General features: G+C 39.2%; 25 protein-coding genes. 5 read left to right on the top strand and 20 right to left on the bottom strand.

Going from position 1 to position 26,690, the window contains the following annotated elements; all coding sequences use genetic code 11:
- Positions 1 to 19 precede the first annotated feature (19 nt).
- The 3 genes from HNQ80_RS06615 to HNQ80_RS06605 all read right to left on the bottom strand — a co-directional run bounded on the left by HNQ80_RS06615 (position 20) and on the right by HNQ80_RS06605 (position 3,616).
- Positions 20 to 1,429, bottom strand: a complete 1,410-nt coding sequence (locus HNQ80_RS06615; RefSeq protein WP_184309404.1) for an aldehyde dehydrogenase family protein — start codon at positions 1,427 to 1,429, stop codon at positions 20 to 22.
- Positions 1,430 to 1,490: 61 nt separating this feature from the next.
- Positions 1,491 to 2,441, bottom strand: a complete 951-nt coding sequence (locus HNQ80_RS06610; RefSeq protein ID WP_184309402.1) for a hydroxymethylglutaryl-CoA lyase — start codon at positions 2,439 to 2,441, stop codon at positions 1,491 to 1,493.
- A 254-nt stretch (positions 2,442 to 2,695) separates the two neighbouring features.
- Positions 2,696 to 3,616: a DMT family transporter gene (locus HNQ80_RS06605; protein WP_184309400.1), complete on the bottom strand. Its 921-nt coding sequence runs from the start codon at positions 3,614 to 3,616 to the stop codon at positions 2,696 to 2,698.
- 601 nt (positions 3,617 to 4,217) lie between these two features.
- On the opposite strand from HNQ80_RS06605, the gene HNQ80_RS06600 reads away from it, so the two are divergent.
- Positions 4,218 to 5,618, top strand: coding sequence for a sodium:solute symporter family protein (locus HNQ80_RS06600; RefSeq protein ID WP_184309398.1), 1,401 nt, complete (start codon positions 4,218 to 4,220; stop codon positions 5,616 to 5,618).
- Between the two features lie 53 nt (positions 5,619 to 5,671).
- Positions 5,672 to 6,964, top strand: a complete 1,293-nt coding sequence (locus tag HNQ80_RS06595; RefSeq protein ID WP_184309396.1) for a lactate racemase domain-containing protein — start codon at positions 5,672 to 5,674, stop codon at positions 6,962 to 6,964.
- Between the two features lie 268 nt (positions 6,965 to 7,232).
- Here HNQ80_RS06595 and HNQ80_RS25575 read toward each other — a convergent pair whose 3' ends face one another.
- A complete protein-coding gene (locus HNQ80_RS25575; RefSeq protein ID WP_207726888.1) occupies positions 7,233 to 7,400 on the bottom strand; it encodes a hypothetical protein in 168 nt (55 codons plus the stop codon).
- Between the two features lie 212 nt (positions 7,401 to 7,612).
- Here HNQ80_RS25575 and HNQ80_RS06590 point away from each other — a divergent pair, with 212 nt between their 5' ends.
- Complete coding sequence (locus HNQ80_RS06590) at positions 7,613 to 8,056, top strand: hypothetical protein (RefSeq protein WP_184309394.1); 444 nt, start codon at positions 7,613 to 7,615, stop codon at positions 8,054 to 8,056.
- Between the two features lie 29 nt (positions 8,057 to 8,085).
- On the opposite strand, the gene HNQ80_RS06585 is transcribed toward HNQ80_RS06590, so the two are convergent.
- The gene (locus HNQ80_RS06585) at positions 8,086 to 8,661 is read right to left on the bottom strand and encodes a flavodoxin family protein (protein WP_184309392.1); all 576 of its coding nucleotides are present in this window, start codon (positions 8,659 to 8,661) and stop codon (positions 8,086 to 8,088) included.
- Between the two features lie 287 nt (positions 8,662 to 8,948).
- Between HNQ80_RS06585 and HNQ80_RS06580 the strand changes: the two genes are divergently transcribed.
- A complete protein-coding gene (locus HNQ80_RS06580; protein ID WP_184309390.1) occupies positions 8,949 to 10,217 on the top strand; it encodes a hypothetical protein in 1,269 nt (422 codons plus the stop codon).
- Between the two features lie 34 nt (positions 10,218 to 10,251).
- Here HNQ80_RS06580 and HNQ80_RS06575 read toward each other — a convergent pair whose 3' ends face one another.
- Positions 10,252 to 10,428, bottom strand: coding sequence for an aspartyl-phosphate phosphatase Spo0E family protein (locus HNQ80_RS06575; protein ID WP_184309388.1), 177 nt, complete (start codon positions 10,426 to 10,428; stop codon positions 10,252 to 10,254).
- 246 nt (positions 10,429 to 10,674) lie between these two features.
- On the opposite strand from HNQ80_RS06575, the gene HNQ80_RS06570 reads away from it, so the two are divergent.
- Positions 10,675 to 10,875, top strand: a complete 201-nt coding sequence (locus HNQ80_RS06570; RefSeq protein ID WP_184309386.1) for a cold-shock protein — start codon at positions 10,675 to 10,677, stop codon at positions 10,873 to 10,875.
- A 100-nt stretch (positions 10,876 to 10,975) separates the two neighbouring features.
- On the opposite strand, the gene fosB is transcribed toward HNQ80_RS06570, so the two are convergent.
- From fosB to HNQ80_RS06500, 14 genes are all read right to left on the bottom strand, one after another.
- Complete coding sequence (gene fosB / locus HNQ80_RS06565) at positions 10,976 to 11,407, bottom strand: metallothiol transferase FosB (RefSeq protein ID WP_184309384.1); 432 nt, start codon at positions 11,405 to 11,407, stop codon at positions 10,976 to 10,978.
- Between the two features lie 454 nt (positions 11,408 to 11,861).
- Positions 11,862 to 12,713: a GNAT family N-acetyltransferase gene (locus tag HNQ80_RS06560; protein WP_184309382.1), complete on the bottom strand. Its 852-nt coding sequence runs from the start codon at positions 12,711 to 12,713 to the stop codon at positions 11,862 to 11,864.
- Between the two features lie 50 nt (positions 12,714 to 12,763).
- Complete coding sequence (locus HNQ80_RS06555) at positions 12,764 to 13,351, bottom strand: ATP-dependent Clp protease proteolytic subunit (protein WP_184309380.1); 588 nt, start codon at positions 13,349 to 13,351, stop codon at positions 12,764 to 12,766.
- A gap of 52 nt (positions 13,352 to 13,403) precedes the next feature.
- A complete protein-coding gene (locus tag HNQ80_RS06550; protein WP_184309378.1) occupies positions 13,404 to 13,805 on the bottom strand; it encodes a helix-turn-helix transcriptional regulator in 402 nt (133 codons plus the stop codon).
- Positions 13,806 to 13,945: 140 nt separating this feature from the next.
- Positions 13,946 to 14,947: a LacI family DNA-binding transcriptional regulator gene (locus HNQ80_RS06545; RefSeq protein WP_184309376.1), complete on the bottom strand. Its 1,002-nt coding sequence runs from the start codon at positions 14,945 to 14,947 to the stop codon at positions 13,946 to 13,948.
- Between the two features lie 131 nt (positions 14,948 to 15,078).
- Entirely contained in the window at positions 15,079 to 17,028 is a 1,950-nt protein-coding gene (locus tag HNQ80_RS06540) for a beta-galactosidase (RefSeq protein ID WP_184309373.1), read from the bottom strand.
- Between the two features lie 13 nt (positions 17,029 to 17,041).
- Positions 17,042 to 18,079 carry an aldose epimerase family protein gene (locus tag HNQ80_RS06535; protein ID WP_184309372.1) on the bottom strand — a complete coding sequence of 346 codons (1,038 nt, stop codon included), beginning with the start codon at positions 18,077 to 18,079 and terminating at the stop codon, positions 17,042 to 17,044.
- A gap of 8 nt (positions 18,080 to 18,087) precedes the next feature.
- Entirely contained in the window at positions 18,088 to 19,593 is a 1,506-nt protein-coding gene (gene galT / locus HNQ80_RS06530) for a UDP-glucose--hexose-1-phosphate uridylyltransferase (RefSeq protein ID WP_184309370.1), read from the bottom strand.
- An 11-nt stretch (positions 19,594 to 19,604) separates the two neighbouring features.
- Positions 19,605 to 20,594 (bottom strand): UDP-glucose 4-epimerase GalE, encoded by a 990-nt coding sequence (galE, locus tag HNQ80_RS06525; protein ID WP_184309368.1) that lies wholly within the window; start codon positions 20,592 to 20,594, stop codon positions 19,605 to 19,607.
- Positions 20,595 to 20,725: 131 nt separating this feature from the next.
- Positions 20,726 to 21,889, bottom strand: a complete 1,164-nt coding sequence (locus HNQ80_RS06520; protein WP_184309366.1) for a galactokinase — start codon at positions 21,887 to 21,889, stop codon at positions 20,726 to 20,728.
- Between the two features lie 58 nt (positions 21,890 to 21,947).
- Complete coding sequence (mglC, locus tag HNQ80_RS06515; protein ID WP_184309364.1) at positions 21,948 to 22,985, bottom strand: galactose/methyl galactoside ABC transporter permease MglC; 1,038 nt, start codon at positions 22,983 to 22,985, stop codon at positions 21,948 to 21,950.
- Positions 22,986 to 23,005: 20 nt separating this feature from the next.
- A complete protein-coding gene (mglA, locus tag HNQ80_RS06510; RefSeq protein ID WP_184309362.1) occupies positions 23,006 to 24,529 on the bottom strand; it encodes a galactose/methyl galactoside ABC transporter ATP-binding protein MglA in 1,524 nt (507 codons plus the stop codon).
- A gap of 104 nt (positions 24,530 to 24,633) precedes the next feature.
- Entirely contained in the window at positions 24,634 to 25,683 is a 1,050-nt protein-coding gene (gene mglB / locus HNQ80_RS06505; RefSeq protein ID WP_330602774.1) for a galactose/glucose ABC transporter substrate-binding protein MglB, read from the bottom strand.
- 592 nt (positions 25,684 to 26,275) lie between these two features.
- The gene (locus HNQ80_RS06500) at positions 26,276 to 26,686 is read right to left on the bottom strand and encodes a CGGC domain-containing protein (protein WP_184309360.1); all 411 of its coding nucleotides are present in this window, start codon (positions 26,684 to 26,686) and stop codon (positions 26,276 to 26,278) included.
- Positions 26,687 to 26,690: the final 4 nt, after the last annotated feature.

The following is a 26,690-nucleotide window of genomic DNA, read 5'->3' as shown; positions in this document are numbered from 1 at the left end:
GATGTCCTCATTCAGTCTCTTATTTCTCGCACTCTGGATCGTAGAAATCTCCGAATAATTCTGCGTCAGATGGTCTGTCTTCTGGAATAGGCTTAGATACCCATGTTGTATTCATGTAGTGCTTTAGGTGCACGTTTTCGGAAATAATATTTCCACCCCAAGTTCCACAGCCTAAACTGGATGTCATCGGCATTCCGTTGTTGAATGCTCCCGCATTTGCTTTGGATTGAGGCTGACGAACCATGATTCTACTTACAGGTGCTGCCAATGCCAATCGATGAATGTGGTCATCGTTGAAGGAGTAAATTCCGCAAGAGTGGCCTTTCCCTTTTACCTCATAAATACCTCTCATCATGTCAAGGGCATTTTCAAATCCTTCATATTTGTAAACCGCTAAAAGGGTTGTTAATTTTTCGTTGGAGAAGAAGTTCTCTTTGCCAATGCCGTCCCCATAAACGATGATAAACTTTCTGTCTGCTGGAATCGTAAAGCCAGCAGCTTCTGCCAGCTTTTGTGGTGCAATGGCTACCGTATTGGATAGTCTATGACCCTCTTCATCCCACATAACTGCCTTTAGCTTAGCCTTCTCTTCTTCGTTTGCCAGGTAGCCGCCTTCTTTCACAAGTTGTTCAACCATCTTATCAAAGATGCTGGCTTCAATGATCAAGTTGCCATCGGCAGAACATCCTGATCCAAAATCTGATGTTTTGCTCAGCATCGTGTTACGAGCAGCTTCTTCGATGTTTGCTGTCTCATCAATGATCATGGTAGAGTTTCCAGCACCAACACCATAGGCAGGAGTACCTGAGCTGTAGGCTGATTTCACCATGTCTGGACCACCAGTTGCAAGAACTAGGTCTGATCTATTCATAAGGGCTTTTGTCATTGGAATATTTACTTTTGTAAGACACTGAAGAATATCTGCTGGTGCACCTTCTCTTTCAAGGGCCTCTCTCATCAATTTTACTGTTTCAAAAGTCGTTTTCTTAGAACGTGGATGTGGTGAGAAGATTACTACGTCTCTAGCTTTGATCGCATAAATTGCTGTTCCTGCTGGTGTTAAATCTGGATTTGTTGTTGGAACGATGGATCCAATGATTCCAACTGGTTTTGCATATTTTACAATACCTTTTTCCGGGATTTCTTCGATCACACCTATACTCTTTTGACGAAGTGCATCTCTAAGAACTCCTCTGATTTTAAACCGCTTTCCTTCTCTGCTTACCGGATCTCCAAGACCACTCTCTTCGATTCCCATATCCACCAAGCGAAGGAACGTCTTCTTGTTTGCTACTGCCCATGCTACTGCCTGGCATAGACGATCCACTTTCTCTTGGTCATAAGTTTCAATAATCGCAAGCGCTTTCCTTGCGCGGTCAAAAACTTCATCTAACTCCTGTTGTTGTTCTAATGTAATTTCAGTTGCCATATTGTACTACCTCCTTAAAATTTTAAAAATAATTTTTGGTTGCATCTGCTGCAACTTATTCTTATTTATTTTGTACCTTCACAATATCGCTGGATTTACCAGCCTTTAAAACAAAGCTAGAAGTATCTTTTCCTAAGACTTCTTGCACATACTTTCCAATGGAAATCATCTTATCCAAATCATATCCAGTGTCAATGCCCATTTCGTGACACATATGAATAAGGTCTTCTGTCGCAATATTTCCTGATGCCCCTGGGGCGAAAGGACATCCGCCCAAACCGGCAAAACAGGCATCGTATCGTCCAATGCCGGCCATCATACCAGCCATCACATTGGCAAGCCCCATTCCCCTTGTATTATGAAAGTGAAGATTCCAAGTGATATCAGGAAATTGCTCCTTCACTCTTGCGCTATAGGCGTAGACTTGCTGAGGATGGGCCATCCCTGTGGTATCAGATAGAGACAATTCCTTCACACCAATTTCTCTAAACCCATTGATCGCTGTAATCACCTGCTCTATAGGAACCTTTCCTTCCATAGAACATCCAAAGGCTGTCGAGATGGCTCCTGAAAGGGTAATACCATGGGTGGCTGCATACTCAGCACACTCTGCAAATCCTCTTAATACTTCCTCTGGCGTACGGTTTAAATTACTTAAAGAATGTGCTCTGCTAGCGGACACCGTTAGCTTTGCCTTTTTAATCCCCGCAGCCTCTGCTCTCTCTAGTCCCCTTAAATTTGTCACGAGAACTCGATATTCCACACCATCCACTCGTTTCATTCGCCGCGCTACTTCATCGGTGTCAGCCATTTGAGGAATCGCTTTTGGACTGACAAAAGATCCGATTTCTATAATTTTTGCCCCAGCTTCTACAGAACGCTCGATCAAACTTATTTTCTGTTCAACTGTAAACATGGTTTTTTCATTTTGCAAACCATCCCTTGGCCCAACTTCCGAAACAACAATACTGGATGGCCATTTCAAGTCCTTTTCTAATTCAGTTGTAAGCATATTACTCCCTCCTTTTCATTGCTTTTTAATTCTTTTTTAGTTACCTGCTATGTATTTTGTTGTTCCGTTCTACGGAACTCAGTTTCTCTATTTGGAACTTGATTTCATTTTAGCATGTTTGTTTTTTTAAGTCAATCGACTATATTCATTTTCTACAAATTTTTTATTTTGTCCCAAAATAGAATCTTCTATACATTTCAAATAGTTTAAATAAAAAAAGCGAGCAGCTTAAGCTGCTCGCTTTATAATGATATTTAGGCGCTTTGATCCTTTATTGTTATAGTTTCTTTTCTATTTTCCGACCCTTTATAGTTCACCAAATATACAGAAGCTACTACCAAGATTCCACCCAGGATCTGTAGATAGCCTACTGTTTCCTTTAGAATCAAAAAGCTAGCCACTACCGTGACAATAGGTATAAGATTTAAATATAGGGATGAATTTGACACACCGATGATATCCATGGCGTACACATATAAATAGTAGGCTAAGGCAGAACAAAAAATTCCCAGAAACAGGACGTTAAGCGTCACTTTTCCGTTGACCAAATGCCAGTCTGTCTTTTCAAACAATACAAAAGGTACAAAAAGAACTGTTCCAATAATGGTCTGGTAATAAACAATCGCTAGCTGGGAGTACTTTTCAAACAGGGGCTTTGTGATCAATGAATAGGCTACCCAGCAGAAAACTGCACCAAACATCATGAGATAACCAAGCCAGGACTCGCCTTCATAGCTCCCGCCCCCTGTATTGCCCACGATGAGGTATACCCCTAAAAAGGATATCAATACACTTATTCCCTGTTGCAAAGTTAGTCTAGTTTTAAACACGATCGCCTCGAAAATCAAAGTAAAGATAGGAATCGCTGCAATGATCATGGAAGCATTGGAAGCCGAAATAAACTTCACGCCATTATTTTCAAAATAAAAGTATACGGTAATTCCTAAGAAGCCAGCCATTACCATTAAAAAGCGATCTTCTCTTGCCAATCGCGTATCCTTCTCCTTTATCTTAAAAATAGCACCAATGATAATGGAAGCCATCACAAATCGTATAAATGCCAAGGTCATCGGTGGAAATACTGCAATGGTAACTTTAATACTCAAAAAGGATAGTCCCCAAATCAATGCTGTAAAAATGATGCTTATATAGGCCAAAAACGATGTCTTTTTCATATACCCCATCCATTCTGTCATGAATTTACATCTTCTATTATAGCAGATGAACCCGTCATCCTTATACCATTATTTTCAAATGACTGTTTTCTTCCACCAGATTTCCTATCTGTTTATCCTAAAAGGTACAAATTTTTATAGTTGATCTTATTTTTTTAACACTTGCTACGTTATTGCCTATTTTATAATATCCTATTGACAGGAGGTAAATAGTTTTGTAACATATTAATAATTTATCAGTCAATTTTTATAAATATACAACTGGGGTGAATATCATGTTAAGACCAATGGAGCAGAACAGCAAATTTTATAGCTACTTTTTTAACTGGAGCTTTTATTTTAGCGCTGGTTATTTTGCTTTCCAAAAAAATAGCTATACCTCTTTCATAAGTTCTTCTCCTTCCAAAGCATCCGTTGCCTTTCAGTAACTGGATGACACAAGAAGCCCATTTGTTACCTAATGAAGAAGACTCTTATTGAAAGAGTCTTCTTTTTTATATATCTATATATATCTATAAATGTGACATGTCACCTATTTTCTTTGGAATGGTGTGTACAGCCAAGCCAAAACTAAATTAAAAATCTTATATGAGGTGATAAAATGAATCTTCCATTAATTATTGTTGTGCTTTACATCGCTGCTCTATTTGCCATTAGTGCCTATGCACGAAAGCTGGCTGCCGCAGGATCTGAAGGCTTTATCCTTGCAGGCAGGCAGCTGACGACTCCTTTAATCGCCGTTACCATTACCGGACTTGCCATTGGAGGCGCTTCTACCATTGGCGTTGCAGAACAGGCTTATTCCGTAGGCTTAGCTGCAGGCTGGTACAACGTGGCCTGGGGTGCAGGCGCCATCCTCATGGGTCTTGTGGCAGCATCCAGGTATAGAAAATTAAATATTTCTACCCTTCCTGAGCTCTTTGAAAAATTATATGATACAAAAGGACGCGTCCTTTGTGTTTTCAGCCAAATGCTGATTCTCCTTGTGATTACTTCAATGCAATATATCGCTGGAGGTGCAATCCTTGCCTCCTTACTGCCTGATATTTTCACATTAAAAACAGGCATGGTCATGAGCGCTGTGGTATTCGTCGGCATCACATTTGTTGGCGGTATGTGGTCCGCAGGTCTTTCCAACATATTAAATGTAATTCTGATCTACGGAGGTATCATTGTAGCTGCCATCGCTACCCTTGGTCAACAGGGAGGACTATCTTCCATTGCCATCAAACTTCCTCAAGAAGTTCCATATCTGCATTTTGTGAATGGTTTAGGCTTGACTGCAATTGTGGGTTGGTTCGCTGTGATGATGACTCAAACTTTATCCTTGCAGGCTACTGTTCAAATTGCCTGCGGTGCGAAGGATGAAAAACAAGCCAAACGTGGATTTGTTCTAGGTGGTCTCCTAATGCTTCCCATCGGTTTCCTTGCAGCCATTATGGGTATTGCTGCCAAAGCAGCTTATCCTGATATCAGTGCCACCATGGCGCTACCTAATATCATCATGTCTCTGAACCCGGTAATCGCAGGTATCACTTTGGCAGCTTTATGGGCAGCAGATGTATCTACTGCATGCAGCCTCCTGCTAGGTACCTCCACCCTATTTGTTCAGGACATTTATAAGCGTTTTATCCAGCCAGAAGCCGATGATCAAAAACTTATGACCATGAGCAAAATTACCATCATCATACTGGGTGCCGTCACCTTTATATCCTCCTTAACCGTTGTAAGTATATTGAAGACCCTCCTTGTTTTCTTAAGCCTTACAACAGCCTTTACGGTAACGATCCTGTTTACTATATTTTTTCCTGGCCTATGCCGGAAAAACTCAGCTTTTGTTACCATCATTGCTGGAATAGGGGTATTGCTCTTATGGCAATTTGTTCCGGCCATTCGAATCGTTCCTCATGTGATTTATCTGGAATGGATCGTATGTGTTATAACATTTCTTGGTGTGGCAGTTGTCGATCCTGTAAAGACATCCATCTTAGCAGAGTCTTAGAAATCAAAAATTTATAGAGATTACACAAATATATCAAAGAAGGTGAATAAGCCATGAATTCAATCCAATTAAAGTATGGAAAAGAACTTATAGATGTCCCACTCTCTGAAGACCAGATTTTTGGTATCATTAAAAGTAACACGGCAGATCATCATAAAACAGAAGAAGCAGTCATCCTAGACGCCTTGGAAAATCCTATTGGAAGCCTTAAATTACGGGAAATTGTGAAGCCTGGAGAAAAGGTGTGTATCGTCATATCCGATGTTACAAGGGCTTGGCAGCGAATGAACGTTTACTTGCCCTACCTGGTAGATGAGCTCTGCAAGGGTGGTATTACTGATGAAAATATTATTTTTATCAGTGCCGTGGGATCCCATCGAAAACAAACAGAGCAAGAGCATCAACGCTTGCTGGGCGATGCCCTAAAAGATCGATTTAAAGTTATCGATCACGACTGTCTCGACGACAATAACCTAGTTTATCTTGGTCATACCAGTTTTGGTACACCGGTAAAAGTCAATAAAATTGCCATGGATTGTGACCACATCCTGCTGACAGGAGCCATTGTTTTCCATCTATTGGCTGGGTGGGGTGGTGGCAAAAAGTCCATCCTTCCCGGCATCGCCGGCTACGAGACAATTATGGCAAACCATGCCATGTCCCTCAATCCTGAGATTGGTAAAGGCTCTAATCCTGAGATCAGGAGTGGAAAAATCATAGATAATTCGATTCATGCCGATATGTTAGAAGCCGCTGCCCTTGTGAAACCTTCTTTTATATTTAATGTAATCATGGATTCCCAGGGGCGCATTTCCCATGCTGTGGCAGGCGATTATGCAAAGGCTCATGCAAGGGGCTGCCAGATCGTTGATGATATGGATGGTATTGCCATCCAAAGCAAGGCAGAGATGGTCATCGCTTCTGCTTGTGGATATCCAAAGGATATCAATTTCTATCAAACCATTAAAACTGTCATCAATGCCAAGGAAGCTGTAGAGGAAAATGGTGTGATCATTATACTAAGTGAATGCAGTGAAGGCATCGGCAATGCAGAAATTCAAGAAATTGTACAAAATTATTCTACACTGCTAGATCGGGAACGGGCCATCCGTACTAATTATTCCATCGCCAAATATATAGGATACTATGCTACGGAGGTGGCTGCCAAACATACCTTTATCTTGGTGTCCAGTCTTCCACCAGAAACCTTGACCATGGCAAATATCAAGATTGTCAAAACGCTGGAAGAAGCCTTGGAGATGGCATACAGCATAAAAGGAAGCAATGTAAAAACCTATCTGATGCCCCATGGTGCTAATACCCTTCCAAAGGTTCAGAATTTATGATTGCCTTTCTGTAACACAAATTGTTCTTTCTCCTCCTTATAAAGGAAGGGAGACTAAGTCTCCCTTCCTTTACTTTCTAAAAGCTTATTAACGTATTGTAGTAGTTTTTCAAATAATGAAAGCATCTGCATTTTTTGATACAGACTCTTGATAGACAACGAATAAAAGATACAACATAATGAATCATGTAAGCTAAGGTTAGGAAAAATCGTAGGGGCGAACATTGTTCGCCTGTATTTGTCGTATATGTGTCAATCCCTAGATCGTGTCATGCTAAGCGCAGCGAAGCATCTAAGGACCTAAAGGCAGATCCTTCACGATGTTCAGGATGACAGTTGAGGTGATATCTAGGGTCTAAGGGCGATTCATGAATCGCCCCTACCAATGTGTTCAGTATCTCGTAGGGATCGGCGCCATCGTTCCCTACATAAAACATGATTTTTTATGGTTTTGTAGGGTTGGACGACCCTGTCCAACTGTTATCCTTGCGTCGCATTTTTCTACAAATATTCAACACAAACATCATAAACCTCAACATTAAATTTTACAGCACCTTTTTAATAATTTTCTTTTCTAAACATTCTATACATGTTCATGATCAGGATCGTTCAATCTATAATCAATAAGCTATTCAAAAGGGGCCTTGTCATGAATTTTGAAGACACTGTACAGATATGTATGAAAAAATATCCCAAACTATTTTTAGACCGTTGGGAAGTGCTCAACTATTTGTTTTGCTCACTACACTGTGATCATCGGTGGACAAATGGAGAACTGGTTGGGGAAATCCAAACATCCTATTACCAGTCCATCCCTTTGTATGGAGAGCAGATTGTCGAATTAAATAGATTTCGTGAAAAACTATGGCAGCGCCCATACTATTTTTATCCTTTGGGCAGAAGCTATAGCAATTTGTTCAATTTCCCTAAAACCATTCAGTCCGACTGGTTAGAAGGGATTATCGAAACCATTGAATTTATTCTTAAAAATATAGACCCCTGGGAAGATGTCTACATGGAGATTCCCAAGGCCCAGCTGGAAAGTCACCATCGCGCTTGCCTAAACATATTAAAAGCCTATTCAATTGAATAGGCTTTACATATATCTTCCAGTTTTGGTAATTAGTCTTTGATTTTCTTTAACAGCCAAGCCATGTTTTCACCAATGACCTTCATATTTAACATACCTTCTTTGTCGTTCTCTACTTCTCCAATTTCTCGTCCATATACCATGTTCCAATAGGTTCCTCCCACTAAAAACATCTGCATATAGTGAAGAAAATGATTCATGGTATCAAAGGCATGGGTAGCACCACCACGTCGAACTGCCATCACAGCAGCGCCAGCCTTGTGCTTAAACAAATCCCCATTAGCTCTAGAAACAAATCCTGCACGGTCAATCAGCGCTTTCATCTCTGTCGTCACATCGGTAAAATACACTGGAGAACCCAAGATAATGCCATCTGCTTCTTCCATTTTTGCAATACACTCATTAATCATATCATCCTTGATAATACATTGTTTATCCTTATTCTTGAAACATTGTCCACAGGCCATACATCCTCGCACAGGCTTTCCACCCAGCTGAACAAGCTCTGTTTCAATTCCTTGCTTTTCTAATTCTTGAAAAACAACCTTCAAGATGATTTCTGTGTTTCCACCCTTTCGCGGGCTTCCATTAATGGCTACTACCTTCATTTCACTTCCTCCTATTCAATTTATTAACTCCAAATTAGAAAACTCTCTGCTATAATCATAGACAATTAGATAGCATACATCAAGTACGCACTATTTTGTTATATAGTATGTAAAAAGATACTTAGAAAAGAGGAACGTTTAAGCTGCCCATGACATTCACTCAAATTATATTATACAATCCATTTCATAATAATGTTCACTATGGTAAAAACTAAAATAGACTAATTATAGATAAGTAGGCTTCACTTATACAATTTCCAACCACATCCTAGGAGAATTATAATGAAATGATGAAACAAGATCAGAAAAATAAGACGCGTAGACAGATCGCTTATTTGAGTATCTTTGGTATAACACAATTACATTTAAGGAACCCTTGGATAATTGCATGGTGGTCTGCTGCTTTTCCAGGGTTAGGTCATCTCCTGCTATCCAAAAATGTGAGGGGTTTTCTCTTATTTGGCTGGGAAGTCTTTATCAATGTGAAAGCCCATATTAATCAAGGCATCTATTACTCTTTTATCGGAGAATTTGATAAAGCAAAGGATGTGCTGAATAAAGAATGGATGCTCTTCTATGTTGGTACCTATATCTTTGCCATATGGGATAGTTATCGGTCAACGGTGGATATGAATAATGTTTATAAATTGGCAGCAAGGGAAGATGCAGAGATTCAGCCATTCAAAATAAGCACATTAGGTATAAATTATTTAGATAAAAGCAGTCCTTTTCATGCTTTCCTTTGGTCTGCATTGATCCCTGGAAGTGGGCAGCTTTATCTACATAGAATCATTACAGCAGCCTTTACGATCATATGGTGGATCGTCATTATCTATTTTTCCAAATTGCTTCCAGCGATTCATTATTCTTTCCTTGGGCAGTTTGAACAAGCAAAGGCCGTCTTAGACATCCATTGGACGCTAAATATTCCATCTATCTATGGATTTTCTGTATATGATGCTTATGTAAATACTGTTGAATACAATAAACTTTATAATTGGGAGCAATCTAAATTCTTAAAAAGTCAATACCAGTATGAAAACTTCAATATGCCTGTAAAAAATGGAAAACCAAGGAGTGGTGGTATGTATATTATAGCTACCTTCGAATACAATAGCTTTTTAGAATTGGCTATTACTGCCATTCAAATGAAGGGTGTGGCAAAAGAAAGAATCCTTGCTGCTCCTTTAGACAAACGGGGTGGAGAGATCGCACTATTCGATACAATGCATCGTTCCGATGGCCTGAGCCTAATCGATCTTGCAGCAATGCTCGGCACTATATTTATGCTCTTTGGCAGTATCTATGGTTTTGCCCTAAAATGGGGGCCTATTTGGTGGGGATTGATTGGCCTGGGTTTTGGATGTAGCTTAGGGTTTGTCATCAAACTCATCATTACCAAAAAGTACTCTAAGAATAGGTCCTCAACTCATAAAGAATCAGATGTAGTCTTAATCATAGAATGTAATCAAAATGAATTAGAAATGATAAAAAAAACATTATGGGAAAATCATGCCCTTGGTGTTTCCAAGCTCGATTTTACCCATATAACTTAAGAAGATATGAAAGTGAAAGAGTAGGATCTGCATCCTACCCATTCCTATGGATTAGTTCATAATATTTTAGAAGCAATGCATCTATTTTTTGGCTCGCCCATAGTATTTGTGGATTCTTCATCTGGTGATCTTCTTCAATAAGTGCATACATTTTGTTTCTCATTTTTTCTATTTCCATTATTACTTCTGTCGCTCCATGCACAGTCTCCATATCGTACCCTCTCTCAATCATCTTGTCATCGCTTATCTAGTAATATGTTGCGTCCATCGATTTCGTTTATTTTGAACTTCACCATTTTTCTTCATAGAAATATCTTGGACGTTTTTATCCCTTGATATGCAAGAACGTACAAGTTTTTTCTTGATAATGCATTTCCATAGCATTGACAATATTAGAATTACATGGTAGAATAAGTAGATTGCAAATGCAACAATATATTTTTTGGAGGTTTGTTTAATGAAAACAGGCGTAGTTAAATGGTTTAACAGTGAAAAAGGTTTCGGATTCATTACAGTAGACGGTGGAGAAGATGTATTTGTACATTTCTCAGCAATTCAAGGTAACGGATTCAAGAGCCTTGAAGAAGGTGCAAAAGTAGAATTAGAAGTAGTTAAAGGTGACAGAGGCCTTCAAGCTGCGAATGTAGTTAAATTATAGTAGAATAATATAATATCGATCATTATATATTTGAATATATAACTACTAGAAAAACCCTGATTTTCTATCAGGGTTTTTTCTTTTTTGCTTTATATGTTTTTTACTTAGATTCATCGTAAAATTTCAAATACTTCCGGTTCTCTTTATAAAAAGCAATGCGATCCTCTCTTGTTTTTGTATGAAATTCAAAAAGATGCCCATCTGGATCTCTAAAATAGAGGGACCTGCCCTCCTCAGGATATCTTGGTCTGCCCTCTGTCACATCTACACCTAATTCTTTCAGTCTTTGGAATGTTTCTTCATAATCCTCATCATCGATGGAAAAGCTGATATGGGTATACGACTGATAAATTTCACACCTTGGAATTTCCTTTTCAATGTTTAGCGCTAGCCATAGTCCGTTAAGATCATAGTAAGCCAGTGTTTCTCCTTCTACTAGGAGCTTCGCTCCAAATACTTCTTGATAAAACATTATAGATTTCTCTAAATCAGAAACCGAGATGGTTATATGATTGATCCCCTTTAGATTCATCTACACTCCCCCTACTTCTATTTAATAGATCTATATGTTTATTCTTAACCGATATGCTGCAACAGCATATAAAATTCTTTTTAGATAATGCCAGTTTATCCAATATTCTCTGCTAACCCATTTTATCCTTCAGACATTTTGTTTGACTTTTTTAAAAAATACTTACTCTCTATGTGATAAAACCAAATAAGTCCATTGTTTTCTATCCCTACAATCTATAAAATATACTTAGAATGTTTTCTGGAGAAGGAGGTCTAGGGGTGTGTTTCTAATAGAAAAAATAAGGAAAAATACAAATGCGATTGCCAAGGTATTGGTTTGGATTATCGTTATATCTCTTTTGTTGGGTACTGTTTTCTCTTGGCTTTAAGACGTCGAAAGACTCAAATCTGACACCAAATATAAGGGTCGAATCTGTCTGTAAGCAGATTCGACCCTTATATAATTTTCTATATCATAAAGTCAAATACATCTCATATTGAGCAATATCATCTCTATCAAAGCCTACACGCTTTACGAACCCTTCCAGGTTCCCATTGTTAGGAAAGCTTACGGCTATCTTCTGAAGCTGCAAAGCTTCAGAAGCATGGGCAATCAATTTCCTTCCCAGTCCTTGGTGCCGAAATTCAGAATCCACCCATAGAAAATAGATTTTGCCACTGATGTTCAAGCTCATAGCTCCAGCAAGACTTTCCCCATGATATATACCATAGTGGGCCTGGTCCTCTAGCTTTGCTATGTAGTCAAAGTCGTTTTGCCAGTTGATATGAACATCATAGATTTTCTTATGAATTTCTCTTAATATTTTCATAGAGATCGGGCGGACTTCATAATCTATTGATTGATCCAAACGAAACTTTAAAGGTTCTTTATGAGAAAAATAAGCCAAGTCATAGACCTTTTCATAACCTAGCTTTCGATAAAAAGCAACAGCCCGATGGTTGCCTGCAATCACTTCTAAAAATAGCTGTCTACAGCCTTCATCCAAGGCTACTTGGCGATGAAGCTCGAAAAGCTGCTGGCTGATTCCTTTTCCACGGTAATCTGGATGAATACACAGGGTTCCACACCGTAATGTTTTAACACCTTCGTAAATCTTTATCCCTCCCAAAATCAGACCCACGGGCTGATCATGGTGAAAGGCAATATGGGAATACTCTAAACAATTTCCTTCTGGACCAAAAAAGCGCTTTACAAATTGCTCTTTAGACATTTCTAATTTGATCATATAATCTGAAAAACCTATCCTAAATGCAGCATAGATGCAATCTATATCTACCGCTGTACATACCTTATAAGTTATCACCGTTATCCCCCTTTACTTGCTTCCTATCGTTTTTTCTCTAAGGATTTTGATTATCTTCTTGTCAGCACATCGTCAATCAATCCGTAAGCCTTCGCTTCTTCTGCAGACATGTAGTAATCCCTTTCAACATCTTTTGCAATGGTTTCGAGACTTTTCCCCGTTCTTTCACTGTAGATCCTATTCATTTTCTCCTTCGTCTTTAGAAGCCAGTCTGTATGAATTTTGATATCGGTTACTTGTCCCTTTAGACCGCCGCCTACCCATGGCTGGTGTATGAGAATTTCACTATTCGGAAGAGCGAATCTCTTGCCTTTGGTTCCCGCCGCTAATAAGAAGGATCCCATGCTTGCCGCCATTCCTACACATATGGTTGAAACATCTGATTTTATGTGCTGCATTGTATCATAAATGGCAAAGCCTGAAATCGTAGATCCTCCTGGGCTATTGATATATAGATAAATATCCTTATCGGGATCACTGGACTCTAAGAATAACATCTGAGCAATGGTTAAACTAGCTGTTGTATCATTAATTTCTCCACTTAATACAATAATCCTGTCATTCAATAATCTTGAATAAATATCGTAAGATCGTTCTCCATGATTTGTCTGTTCGATTACTAAAGGTACATGGTCCATATACAGCTCCCCTTTCCAATGATATTCCATATTCTCAAGGTTCATCAAACACCTAAGCCACCATGTGAAGTGCTGTTTTGGATGTGCTCCGTTGTAAAGCAATGTTAGCCTTGGCATAATAGCATATCCTCATATTGGTTTTTCTAAACTCCCTAGGGCTTATCCCATACATTCTTTTAAACGCTCTAGTAAAAGCTTCTGGTGATCCAAACTGATAATCCAAAGCAATATCAGCGACCTTTCTCTTTGTATCCTTTAGTTCTTTTGCCGCTTCCGATAGCCTTCTTTTTCTTATATATTCCATAACGGGCTCCCCTACCATATTTCGGAACAATCGATGGTAATGGAATTCAGATAAATACACTTTTTCAGCCAATTTCTCTAATTTTATTTTCTCTTTTAGCCTTTCTTCAATATATTCAATTGAATCCCGGATTCTGTCTTGATGTTCCATTTCATCCCTCCTGTTCTGACTCTCTCCTAAGCATATTATATTCTAATTTAATAGTAAAAACCTACCATTTTTTGCTCTATTTCTCATCCATTTCGTTGGGAAAAACTACAAGTAAAAATGCATCCGTTCTGGATGCATTTTTACTTGCAGCTTTCTCTAATGATAAGATCCGTAGGTAAAACAACTTTTTTTGCGATTTTTCTACCTTCATGAATTCTTTCTAGCAGCAATCCCACTGCAGTGATACCCATAACCTGGGTATAGACTTTTACAGTACTTAAAGGCGGCACTAAGAATTTTGCCGTTGGTATATCATTGAAACTAATAATGCTCACATCGTTGGGTACGCGAAGATTCGATTCATATAATGCCTGAAGAGCACCTATTGCCATAGAATCACTGGCAATAAAAAAAGCACTAGGAAGATTTCCTTTTTCTACAGCTTTTTTCATCAGGTCATGACCATCTTCCGGTGTAAATCTTCCAATATGAACATCGTCCGGCTCATATAAGCCCTGTTCTTTCATAAATTTATTATACATTACCAGGCGCTCATCTTCTATAGGCTCTCGATGCTTGCCTACGTATTCTCTTCCACCAATAAATCCAATTCTGCGATGTCCAAGTTCCATCAGATATTCGAAAACCTCAAGCATAGCCTTTTTAAAATCAAAGACAACGGAATCATACTTTTTTTCATTGGGTGATGAATCCACAAAGACGATCCTTTGAGAATACATGGCGAATTCCTCAATATCCCCCTGGCTGAACTTACCAATGGCAATTACCCCATCCAAATTGTTCAGTTTATTGGTAGTATAGGTATCATCATTCTTAAAAATGGTAACCACTTGAATTCTTTTATTAAGGCATTCTTTTTCAATGGCATTGGTAATGGAAACATAGTAAGGATCTCCCAGCTCTTCCTTTTCTGAATACCAATGAATGACACCGATTTTGATGTTTTTTTCTGTGGCCCGATAGCGTTGTCTCACCGTTTTATATTCCAGGTCCTCTGCTGCCTCAAAAACCCTTCTTCTCGTTTCATCGGTAACGGATAAACTCGTATCATTATTGAGGACACGAGATACCGTTGCGGGTGATACCCCAGCTAATTTAGCTATATCTTTAATCGTAGCCATAAAATCTTCCTTCCACAAACATGCATTCTCAACAGGATGTTCTAAGAATTAGTTCTGTTGAAATTCCATGTTGATATTTTGTAATATGCGCAGCGTCTCTTTTTTCGAAAAACACGAAACCTATACATCCCTTAATTCTTTACGATCCTGCTTTCATAAGGCTCAAACTTCATGCCCTCATACATGATTTCTTCATCCGTATGATTGTTGATAAACAGCCATCTTTCTTCATTGCATTTTCTCATATATACTTCCAAGCCTGGTGGAGAATCAATAAATTGGATATCATTATCCATCACGATGCTTCTTGCCATATCCCCTAATATCTCAACATTGACACCGCCACCAATGTAAAAAACTTTGCCACTTCCATATTGATTCTCTGTTACACAGGCATTCTCATTATAAAACTTATCATTATATCGGTAAAGCACTTCTGCCGCTTCAGGAACGATCAAATCTCTCCAAACCGTACATGTTCCACTTTTACCTTCATGTATTCCTTCCCCTATAATTTCGACAATTTGATCAGACTGCAAAGATTCTGCTTCTTTCACACGAATTCCTGCCAGTTGTCGAATTTTGCACGGAAATATTTCGCCAAAATGAATATTGTTATTTCGATCCTTAATGCCTGCTCTGAAGCTAAAGACAATCGTCCCTCCATTTTGTATAAATGCTTCCAATCGTTGGCCCAGCCCTTCATCAATAATTTGCATCACAGGCACCAACAAAACCTTGTAACCAGAAAAATCTTTTCTGGTGCTGATCACATCTAAATGGGCATTGAGGGCATAAAAAGGTGCATACAGCCGCATCAGTTCATCGGTGAAACAAAAGGCACTGGATTGTTGTTGATGATACCAAGACCAAATATTATCAAAATCATATAACACAGCAATATCCGCACGGATTTCACTTTTGATAATCGTCTCGTAATGACTTATATCATTCATAAAGGATTGTACCTCTCGATACTTTCGGCCATCTTCATTGTCTTGATCGATGATCCCCAAGCAGAACTGTTCCGCCCCACGCGTCATCCCTCGCCACCGGAAGAACAGCATATTTTCACATCCATGCGCTATAGCTTGATAGGCCCACATCTTAGCTTGGTTAGGACGCGGCAAATACCCAATTACATTATGGCCTTGCGCCCCCATTAGTTCTTCTACAATCCAATAATTTTTGTTTTTTAATCCTCGAATATAATCATGGGTCATCGCAATATGGGCTGGTTTTATAGGCTCTTTTAGACCACCCCATACCGGATAATTGTCATAGGAAACAAAGTCAAGATTTTCTGACATGGTGTTCTGGTCATAGGCCTTTTCAAAAAATCCTCCATAAAAATTATGGGTAATCTCCTGATGGCTCCCTTTCAACGACCTTACCAAATCAATCTGCAGCTTTCCGTAATCATTGATGGTGTAGGATCGAAATCTTGCCCAATCCAGTTGTAGTGTAGGATTATGAGTCGTAATGGTAGGTTGAGGCATAGGAATTTCAGCAAAATCATTGTAGGTCTGTCCCCAGAAAATGGTACCATAGATTTCATTCAATCTATCGATATCTTGATATTTTTTCTTTAGAAAACTCTGAAAGCTTTGTCGGCATTGGTCACAATAACATTGGTCACTGCCTTCATGCCCAAACTCATTGTCAATTTGCCAAGCCACGATGGCTTCCTCATCTTTATAATGGGTTACCAGTCTGTCTACAATTTTCTTTGTATATTCTCTATAAACCTCTGAGTTATAGCAATATTGCCTTCTTCCCCCAAAAACTCTCGTACGTCCATATTCATCCTGAGAAAGGATTGAAGGATGTTTTTTGGCCAACCAAGCGGGAAAGGTAGCAGTAGGGGTTCCAAACATCACCTTTAATCCGTAGCCCTTGGCTTTCTCAATCACATGATCAAAAAACGAAAAATCATATTTCCCTTCCTCACGCTCCATTAGATGCCAAGCAAACTCTCCGATCCGAATGATATTGGCTCCCATCTCAACCATTCGTCCCATGTCATCGTCCATCATCTCTATGTCCCAATGCTCTGGATAGTAATCTACACCTAAATACATGCTGATGCCCCCCCTAGGCTATTGAAAATTTAAAAATCGTTCTTTCATAATACTTTTCCCCCACATCCAGGATGGCTGGGTGAAGATGCTCATGGTGAATTCCATCGGGTTCATATTGGGTTTCGAAACAAATACCATCATGTCTGCTCCCCACCTTGCCATACTTTAGTTTTTCGTTATTTGGATAATTATAGGTATATACCACGACGCAAGGATAGGTTGTAGCAATCATCATCTTTCTGCCACTTTTTTCATCCAGCATCTCAATTTGATTTTCACGCCTGCATAGCATCCAAGGGTGATCATAGCCCTTTGCCATAATAAGCTGTTCATCATCAGTCCCGATATCTTTACCAATTAATTTCAATGATCTAAAATCCATGGGTGTACCCATCACAGGCGTAATCTCTCCTTCAGGAATTTGGCAAGAATTCAGTCTTAGGAAACCATCGGTATCCATGCGCAAATACTGTTCTGTGACCTTACGCTTATAGTTCCCCGATAAATTAAAGTATGCATGGTTTGTTAAATTGCATAGGGTCTTCCGATCTGTTTCTGCCTCGTATTCAATGACAACCTCATTCTCTTCTGTCAACGTATAGGTCACTTTGGCATGTAAATTTCCTGGATAGTTTTCTTCCATATCCTTGCTTAGATACGTAAAAATCACCTTATTTTGGCTTCCTACCTCCTGAATCTCGTAGTCCCATACCTGAAAACTAAATCCCCCAGGGCCGCCATGGCCATGATTTGGCCCATAATTTTTATTTAGGTTGTATACTTTTCCATCTAAACAGAAAGTCCCCTCAGCAATACGTCCCGCGGTTCTCCCTACCGTTACGCCAAAATATGGAGAGTTTTTCACATAGTCTCCAATATTTTCATAGCTCAGCACAACGCTCTCTACCCTACCTTCACGATCTGGAGTCAGAATATCCACAACCGCTGCACCGTAGCTAAGCAATCTTAATTCCATACCCTTTCGATTCTTTAAAGAAATGAGGGTTGCTTCTTTATGATCTACACGGAAAACTTTTTCGGTTTCATACATCCTTCTTCTCACCTACTTAAAAATTTCATAAAGTCTTCAAAGGCGGCTAACCCCTTTTGATCTTGCTTAAATACACCGGCATCCATCAATATTCTCTCGAAGGTCTTTCCAACCTCTCGTCTCAAGACTTCATCAAAATTTATATGGATGCCTTGATACTGTTGCTTTAAGCGATGGAACCAATCTTTATGCTTATCCAATTCCTCATATTCATCAATATCCTTCCAACCCAATAGACAATCCTTCAGCAAATCCAGTTCATGGATTAAACGATCTGGAAGTACGGCAAGTCCCATTACCTCAATCAAGCCTATGTTCTCCTTTTTAATATGGTGTACATCCTGATGGGGATGGAAAATACCCATTGGATGTTCGTCACTGGTTCGATTGTTTCGCAGTACCAAGTCCAATTCGAATTTTCCGTTCTTGTATCTGGCAATCGGTGTAATGGTGTTGTGGGGTTCGTCCTTCGTAGCGCTTAGAATTTCAACCCTTTCATCACTATAACCCTTCCATTTATCCAGAATCATGGATGCCAATTCCACCAATCTCTCTCTTCGATCACTTCTGAGTCGGATTACCGACAACGGCCACTTCACCATTCCCACTTCCACATCCTCAAATCCCTTTACTTCAACGGCTTTCAAGATCGGGGCTTTCTCCATGGCAAAGGAATAGTTTCCACCTTGAAAATGGTCATGGGAAAGAATCGATCCTCCCACGATCGGCAAATCGGCATTGGAACCAATAAAATAATGGGGAAACTGGTCCACAAAAGCTAATAATCTCGCAAAGGTATCCTTTGTAATCTTCATGGGTTCATGACGATCTTTAAAGATAATGGCATGCTCATGATAATATACATAGGGCGAAAATTGCAAAAACCAATCTTCATCGCCAAGCTTGACTGGAATAATACGATGATTCTGTCTTGCAGGATGATTCACTCGCCCCGCATATCCCTCATTCTCCTTGCAAAGCAGGCACTTGGGATAGGAAGTAGCGCGCATGTTCTTGGCTGCAGCGATGGCCTTTGGATCCTTTTCAGGTTTCGAAAGATTAATCGTAATCTCCAACTCCCCAAAATCCGTTTGGGTTCTCCAGCTAACATTTTTACTGGTTCTTTCCGTTCTGATATAGTTAGAAGCCATAGACAGTTTATAATAGTTTTCCGTAGCCATCTGAGGGGATATTCGATAATCTGCATCAAAACACTTCCTCAAATCACTAGGGCGAGGCATAAAGCAATCCATAATTCTGGTATCTAACAAATCTCGATAGGTAACCGTATTCTCCTCTAGAATACCTTTTTCATGGGCATAGTCCAAAATACGATCCAAAATTCCTTGGGGATGGGCTAAATTTTCCTTTTCAATTGCTATTTCTTCATACTCATCAATCTTTAATACTTCTAAAATTCTATTCCTTACATAAATCTCATCTTCTTTACAAATCAGATTTTTGTCCAATCCATAATGAATGAGTCGTTGTATTTCCTTATAGATTTCTATCAAAATGCCACCTCCTATTTTTCAAACCCTTGGGGGTGACTTATATGCCATTTCCATGCTGAAGCTATGATATCCTCAACTCGGTTGTATTTTAATTTCCAGCCTAGTTCCTCTTGCGCTTTTTTACTGGAAGCAATTAGTTTTGATGGATCTCCTGCTCTTCGCTCTGACACAATAGCTGGTATAGGATGACCTGTCACCTGTCTAGCGGCATCAATCATTTCCTTCACCGAAAACCCTTCCCCATTTCCTAGATTGTATACGTTACTATCTGCCCCTTCACGAAGCTTCTTCAGGGCCAAAATATGAGCATCTACCAGATCCATCACATGGATATAGTCTCTCACACAAGTACCATCTGAGGTATCATAATCATCTCCAAAGATGGTGATATGCTCTCTTTTGTTCAACGGCACCTGCAGGATGAGGGGTAGCAAATGGGTTTCCGGACTATGATCCTCTCCAATTTGTCCACTTTCATGGGCGCCTGCCACGTTAAAATATCGAAGTGCAATATATTTCATTCCATGGGCCTGATCTACCCACTTCATCATTTTCTCCACCGCCAGCTTTGTTTCTCCATATGGGTTGGTCGGTTCTGTCTTGTCTGATTCTAAGATAGGCACATTTTCAGGCTCTCCATATACTGCCGCAGTCGATGAAAACACGATTTTATTCACATTGTGTCGACACATGGCTTCCAATAACACCTGAGAACCATAAACATTGTTATGATAGTAGGTAAGGGGTTCTTTTACACTGACACCCACCAAAGAATTTGCTGCAAAATGAATCACCGCATCGATATTATTCTCACGAAATACCCTATCTAAAAAAGTGCTATCCTTGATATCTCCTTGATAGAACTTCGCTGCTTCATGGACAGCATTTCCATGACCAGCTTGCAAATTGTCTATTACAACCACATCTTCTTTTTGATCTATCAACCCATAGACACAATGGGATCCAATATAACCAGCACCACCACACACCAAAACAGCCATAAAACTACCTCCTTAGACTCATTTGATTAGATATCCAAAAAATCATGGAAACCATGATTTTTTAGATATAAATATAATACAACAAGGGATAGTTTATATATGGGAGGGAAACTACCTCTTGCTGCATTTAACTAAAGTTGCCTTGCGCCATCACCAATGGCAACAACATAAAATTCTGCTTTATATCCTATTTTCTCTTCATATGCTCTGCCTACTTTTTCGATAAAGTTTTCCACTTGATCTTGATGTACTAGACTTACGGTGCAACCACCAAAGCCAGCACCGGTCATTCTTGACCCAATGGCTCCATTTGCCCATGCTGCTTCTACCAAGGTATCCAGTTCTATTCCTGTTACCTCATAATCATCCCGAAGCGAAATATGGGATGCATTCATGAGTTTTCCAAACAGCTGAATATCCCCAGCATTGAGAGCCTTCACCGCCTTAAGGGTTCTTTGATTCTCATACACTGCATGCTTTGCACGTTTTTGCTCAATTTCACTTTCAATCAGATGCTTATGAGCATCGAAACGTTCCTCAGTAAGATCTCCTAGGGATGAAATCGCTAGCTCTTTTTGAAGGGCCTTCAAGGCATTTTCACACTCACTGCGTCTTTCATTGTACTTTGAACCTGCTAAGCTGCGGCGTTTGTTGGTATTGGCAATAACGATGGTGATGCCTTCCGCCTTGATTGGTACATACTCATATTTCAAGGTATTGGTATCCAACAGCATGGCATGATCTTTTTTACCCATACCACTGGCAAACTGATCCATGATGCCGCAATTTACGCCTACAAATTGATTTTCTGCCTTCTGGCTTAACTGCACCATCTCCATCATCTCGATATCCAGGTCAAATAAAGATTTTAGAAGAACACTGGTTACCAATTCAATCGATGCACTGGAAGATAAGCCTGCTCCATTGGGAATATTACCATAGTATAATACATCAAAGCCAGACGCTACGGTATAGCCAGCATCCTTAAAGGTTTTTACCATACCAATAGGATAGTTTGCCCAATCATAGGCTGGATCATAAATTATATGATTTATATCCGTCTCTATCTGCCCAAAGTCTTCAAAGTTTTTTGAGAACAGTTGTATCTTTGTATCTTTCCTTTTTCGCGCGATGGCATAGGTGCCAAAGCTGAGGGCACATGGGAAAACGTGCCCTCCATTATAGTCCGTATGCTCACCGATTAAATTTACCCGACCAGGGGCAAAGAAGGTCAAAATACCTCCTTCATCTCCAAACCTCCTGGTAAAATCTTGTATCAAAGTCTCTAATTTCATTATAGACACCCCTACATATTAGATTTATCTATTTTTGGTTCTATATATTTCGACGATCTTACTTCTTCTTCAAATACTTACGAGTATCTATAGCAACAGCTGTGATAATAATTAACCCTTTGATAATATATTGAAGGTATGGATTTACACCAATAAAGGCCAATCCATAGTTAATAACCTGAAAAATCAGTACACCTGTAACAACACCTTGCACCGTACCAATCCCACCACTAAAGGAAACTCCACCTACTACGCAGGCAGCAATGGCATCCAATTCATACATATTTCCAGTGTTGTTGGTGGCACTACCTACACGGGCTGCCTCTAAGGATCCTGCAAAGCCGTATAAGAAGCCTGCAAGGGTGTAAACAAACAACAATGTCTTTACTAAACTCACACCAGATACAACCGCAGCTTCTGGATTGCCTCCTACAGCAAAAATATTTTTCCCAATACGAGTCTTGTTCCATAAAACCCAAATAAGCACCGTTACAATAGCAGCATAAACAACTAGGTAAGGAAGAGCGAAGCCGCCAATATTAAAGCTCCCCTGAGCAAATTTCATGTATCTAGGATCTAATCCACCAATAGGTTGTGCTCCATAAGGAGGGCGATCAAAATAAATGGAATTCACACCATAGATAATAATCATGGTACCCAATGTGGTAATGAATGGTGTAACATTAAGCTTTGCAATAATGAATCCATTGATCAACCCAAAAATAGCCGTAATGGTAGCAGCGAAAAGGATTGGTACGATAATAGGCATAGCAGGTAGATCAGGATACATACGATAGAGATAGGTTGGTGCCTGTAACAACGATGCAGATATAACTGCTGCCAAACCTACCTGACGTCCAGCAGAAAGGTCAGTACCCTGGGTAATAATGAGGGCCCCAACGCCTAATGCGATAATAATACGTGTAGATGCCTGGGTCAGAATATTACGGAAGTTATTGATCGATACAAAGTCTGGTGAAATAGAAATAATCACCAACAGCAAAACCACTAGAACAATAAAAATTGCATTATTCATCATCCATGTTGTTACATCTTTTTTTGTTAAGTTTCTCAATTTTTCAGTAACTGAACTCATGATATTCATCACTCCTTATCCTATAAGAACTTAGCTGATAAGCGCAAAATCTCTTCCTGGGTTGTATTCTTTGTCTCTACGATTCCAGCCACCCGCCCATTACTCATGACGAGTATCCGATCTGTAACACCAAGTAATTCTGGCATCTCAGAGGATATCATAATAATGCCTTTATCTTTTTTGGCTAGATCAATCATCAATTGATAGATTTCATATTTCGCACCAACATCAATCCCCCTCGTTGGTTCATCCAGCATGAGAATTTCAGGCTCGGTCAACAACCAGCGGCCGATGATTACCTTTTGCTGATTCCCACCGGATAAAGAACTGATGGATGTCTTTTGAGATGGCGTTTTCACACGCATACTGTCAATCACCCATTGGGTATCTGCTTTGCATTTATCTTCATCAACTAATCCAAATTTATTAAAGTATTCATCAAGATTAGCAATAATCGAGTTAAAGTTTATGTCAAGTATCCCAAATATTCCCGTTGAACGTCGTTCCTCGGTTACCAAAGCGAATCCATTTTCAATGGCTTTTTGAGGCGATGTGTTTTGTACTTCTTTGCCATGAACATATATCTTCCCAGATGATATTTGTCGAATCCCAAACAAAGCCTCTACGATATCTGTCCGCTTGGAACCAACCAAACCTGCAATCCCTAAAATTTCTCCCTTCCTTAGATCAAAACTAACATTTTGAATAGAAGGTTGATAGGTAGCCATTAGTTCTTCTACCTTTAGTATGGTTTCGCCAGGTACATTGTCCATTGGTGGGAATCGATTCGTCAAATCGCGGCCAACCATTAAGCTAATAATCGTATCCGTAGTCAATTCCTTGGCTGGTTTTGTGGCAATCCATTTGCCATCCCGCATAACCGTTACGTCATCTGAAATCTGTAAGATTTCTTCCATTTTATGAGATATATAAATAAGACCTACACCTTTTTGTTTTAATGCATTGATAATTTTAAACAGATGATTTACCTCTTTTTCTGTCAAAGAAGAAGTGGGTTCATCCATAACGATTACTTTTGAATTATAAGAAACCGCCTTCGCAATTTCAACCATTTGCATTTGTGAAACGGTTAGTTTTCCAACCTTTTCCCTCGGGTCCAGTTGTATATCTAGATCTTCAAAAATTTTCTTTGTATCATCATACATCTTTTGTTCATCAATAAAAACACCTTTTTGGGGATATCGGCCCAGCCAAATATTATCCATAATGTTGCGCTGACGTACTTGGTTTAATTCTTGGTGTACCATGGAAACCCCATTCTCTAAGGCTTGTTTTGCAGAATTAAATTTCACTTTTACCCCTTCAAGGTAAATTTCACCATTATCCTCATGGTAAATACCAAACAAGCATTTCATCAAAGTTGACTTCCCAGCGCCATTTTCGCCCATTAAAGCGTGAACTGTCCCTGGTCGCACCTTCAGTTGGACACCATCCAATGCTTTTACTCCTGGGAACTCTTTAGAAATATCAATCATCTCTAATAGATAGTTCTCTTTATTCTTTAATTGTGTATTGTGATCCATAGGTTACACCCCATTCTAAATATCTATCTGAAAAACAAGGATGCATGCCCATGCATCCTTGTTTAACATAGTAATCATAAAGATTCATACCTGTTTTAGTAATCTTACTTATATGCTTCTTCTGCAACTGCAAGATTGTCTTTTGTGATACCAACATATGGTACACGAACAGCTTTCTTGTCATCAAGTGTCCATTGAGTTCCTTCTAATGGATCTTTGCCGTTCGCAGCATTTAATGCTAATTCTAATGTTGCGCCACCTTGGTTCTTCGCATCATTTAATACTGTTCCTACCATTGTACCTGCTTTTACTTGCTCTAATGCATCTGGAATCGCATCTACACCAACAACTGGCATAAACTTATCTCCAGTGAAATATCCATTCGCTTGTAATGATGAAACTGCACCTAAAGCCATTGCATCATTGTTTGCAATTACGTACTCGATCTTGTCACCATGCTTAGCTAACCAAGCATCTACTAATTCTTTACCTTTTACGCTATCCCACATACCTGTTTGAAGCTCTAATTCTTCTACTTCGATACCAGCATTTTTCACTTCATCAATAACAAACTTTGTTCTTGCTTCAGCATCTGGATGTCCTGGCTCGCCTTTTAATAATACGTATTGGATCTTACCATCTTTGTTTTTGTCCCAAGCTGGATTTGCTTTCCAAGAATCAGCAACGATTTTACCTTGCATAACGCCTGATTCTGAAGAAGTAGTTCCTACATACCAAGCCTTATCGTAGCTAGCTAATGCACTAGCATCTGGCTCTTTGTTGAAGAAGATTACTGGTAGACCAGCAGCTTTTGCTTTTTCGATGATTGTAGGAGCTGCTTGTGGGTCTACCAAGTTGATTGCTAAAGACTTAACGCCTTTTGAAATCATCATATCAACTTGCTCATTTTGAGTAGCTTGATTGTTCTGAGAATCATTTAATACTAAGTCAGCTTTGTCTTTTGCACCTGTTTCAATAGCTCGACGTACGAAAGACATAAAGTTATCATCAAACTTGTAGATCGTTACACCAATCTTAGGATTTGCTGCTGGTCCCTCAGCTGGTGCAGCTGGCTCAGCAGGTTGCTTTGCACCGCATGCTGCTAAAGAAAGCACCATTGCCAATGCAAGTACTAAAACTAAAAACTTTTTCACACGTATTTCCCCCTTTAATCTTGCTTAATTTTTTTATGAAAGCGTTTCCGCTTAACATACATGCCTTCCGTGAAAGCGTTTCCATGTAATATAAATTTACTAAATTTTTAGTCTCTTGTCAATACTTTTTATATATTCAGAAAACGGTTTCATGATGCCGGTAGCTTTTCTAGATAAACTTCACTTTACATTGCTTTCATAGCAATCCACATCTTTCTTCCATCTTCATTCTGCTTTCACTGCAACAAAGTACAAACCCTCTCCTTAACGCCACAATTGCATCTATATGCTATCAGAACTCCCATACCTAGAAAAATACCATAGTATGCTTTAGTAAACTTTTACTAAATATTCATCTCTATTTTACAAAACGTTTTCCTATGAATCCTAAAATATTTACTTTCAAATTAACTTATGTATAGATTCTCCAGTTCATACTGCTTTGCCTCTGTAACTTTTTAGATTCTTCTTTTTTATTTTGTTTTATAAATGTATGTTACAGTTGTTTCTAGTAATTTTTTGCGATAAAAAAATACAGACCTCTCATCCACTTATCGGGAGATCGATCTGTATTTGGAATGACTGGTATGCTTTAATAGTTCTTATAAACCCCTTCCTCTCGCTTCCTGGAGGCATTTTTGCTGACATAGGAGCCTTCTACAACATTTTCAAAACCTCTTTTTGCTACAATTCCCTTGATATAATCCACATGAGGGCAGCGGTCATAATGATAATTATCCGTTGTCATACATGATGCCAAATGAATAGTGACTTCATCCTTTTTAATGTCCGTCTTCTTTCTGAGCTTATTGGAAAGATGCTCCAGTTTTGCAGTCACACTCTTGCCACAACATCCTCCACAGGTAAAGGAGAGATACTGTACATCCTCTTCATAGTTTTCAAACTTTCCTTCACGATTATAAAAGGAATTGGTGCAGGCAAAACCGCTGCAACGATTATGAGCAATATCACATTGAATAATCACCACATATTTTGTTTTCATTTCT

It is taken from the genome of Anaerosolibacter carboniphilus (assembly GCF_014205875.1).
GTDB classification, from domain to species: domain Bacteria; phylum Bacillota; class Clostridia; order Peptostreptococcales; family Thermotaleaceae; genus Anaerosolibacter; species Anaerosolibacter carboniphilus.
The sequence above is the reverse complement of the archived record's forward strand: the minus strand, read 5'-3'. Positions and strand labels throughout refer to the sequence as shown.

Coding starts and splice junctions, on each gene's coding strand:
- HNQ80_RS06615 (WP_184309404.1), bottom strand. CDS start 1,429: ATGGCAACTGAAATTACATTAGAACAACAACAGGAGTTAGATGAAGTT.
- HNQ80_RS06610 (WP_184309402.1), bottom strand. CDS start 2,441: ATGCTTACAACTGAATTAGAAAAGGACTTGAAATGGCCATCCAGTATT.
- HNQ80_RS06605 (WP_184309400.1), bottom strand. CDS start 3,616: ATGAAAAAGACATCGTTTTTGGCCTATATAAGCATCATTTTTACAGCA.
- HNQ80_RS06600 (WP_184309398.1), top strand. CDS start 4,218: ATGAATCTTCCATTAATTATTGTTGTGCTTTACATCGCTGCTCTATTT.
- HNQ80_RS06595 (WP_184309396.1), top strand. CDS start 5,672: ATGAATTCAATCCAATTAAAGTATGGAAAAGAACTTATAGATGTCCCA.
- HNQ80_RS25575 (WP_207726888.1), bottom strand. CDS start 7,400: ATGTTTTATGTAGGGAACGATGGCGCCGATCCCTACGAGATACTGAAC.
- HNQ80_RS06590 (WP_184309394.1), top strand. CDS start 7,613: ATGAATTTTGAAGACACTGTACAGATATGTATGAAAAAATATCCCAAA.
- HNQ80_RS06585 (WP_184309392.1), bottom strand. CDS start 8,661: ATGAAGGTAGTAGCCATTAATGGAAGCCCGCGAAAGGGTGGAAACACA.
- HNQ80_RS06580 (WP_184309390.1), top strand. CDS start 8,949: ATGATGAAACAAGATCAGAAAAATAAGACGCGTAGACAGATCGCTTAT.
- HNQ80_RS06575 (WP_184309388.1), bottom strand. CDS start 10,428: ATGGAGACTGTGCATGGAGCGACAGAAGTAATAATGGAAATAGAAAAA.
- HNQ80_RS06570 (WP_184309386.1), top strand. CDS start 10,675: ATGAAAACAGGCGTAGTTAAATGGTTTAACAGTGAAAAAGGTTTCGGA.
- fosB (WP_184309384.1), bottom strand. CDS start 11,407: ATGAATCTAAAGGGGATCAATCATATAACCATCTCGGTTTCTGATTTA.
- HNQ80_RS06555 (WP_184309380.1), bottom strand. CDS start 13,351: ATGGACCATGTACCTTTAGTAATCGAACAGACAAATCATGGAGAACGA.
- HNQ80_RS06550 (WP_184309378.1), bottom strand. CDS start 13,805: ATGGAACATCAAGACAGAATCCGGGATTCAATTGAATATATTGAAGAA.
- HNQ80_RS06545 (WP_184309376.1), bottom strand. CDS start 14,947: ATGGCTACGATTAAAGATATAGCTAAATTAGCTGGGGTATCACCCGCA.
- HNQ80_RS06540 (WP_184309373.1), bottom strand. CDS start 17,028: ATGTATTTAGGTGTAGATTACTATCCAGAGCATTGGGACATAGAGATG.
- HNQ80_RS06535 (WP_184309372.1), bottom strand. CDS start 18,079: ATGTATGAAACCGAAAAAGTTTTCCGTGTAGATCATAAAGAAGCAACC.
- galE (WP_184309368.1), bottom strand. CDS start 20,594: ATGGCTGTTTTGGTGTGTGGTGGTGCTGGTTATATTGGATCCCATTGT.
- HNQ80_RS06520 (WP_184309366.1), bottom strand. CDS start 21,889: ATGAAATTAGAGACTTTGATACAAGATTTTACCAGGAGGTTTGGAGAT.
- mglC (WP_184309364.1), bottom strand. CDS start 22,985: ATGAGTTCAGTTACTGAAAAATTGAGAAACTTAACAAAAAAAGATGTA.
- mglA (WP_184309362.1), bottom strand. CDS start 24,529: ATGGATCACAATACACAATTAAAGAATAAAGAGAACTATCTATTAGAG.
- HNQ80_RS06500 (WP_184309360.1), bottom strand. CDS start 26,686: ATGAAAACAAAATATGTGGTGATTATTCAATGTGATATTGCTCATAAT.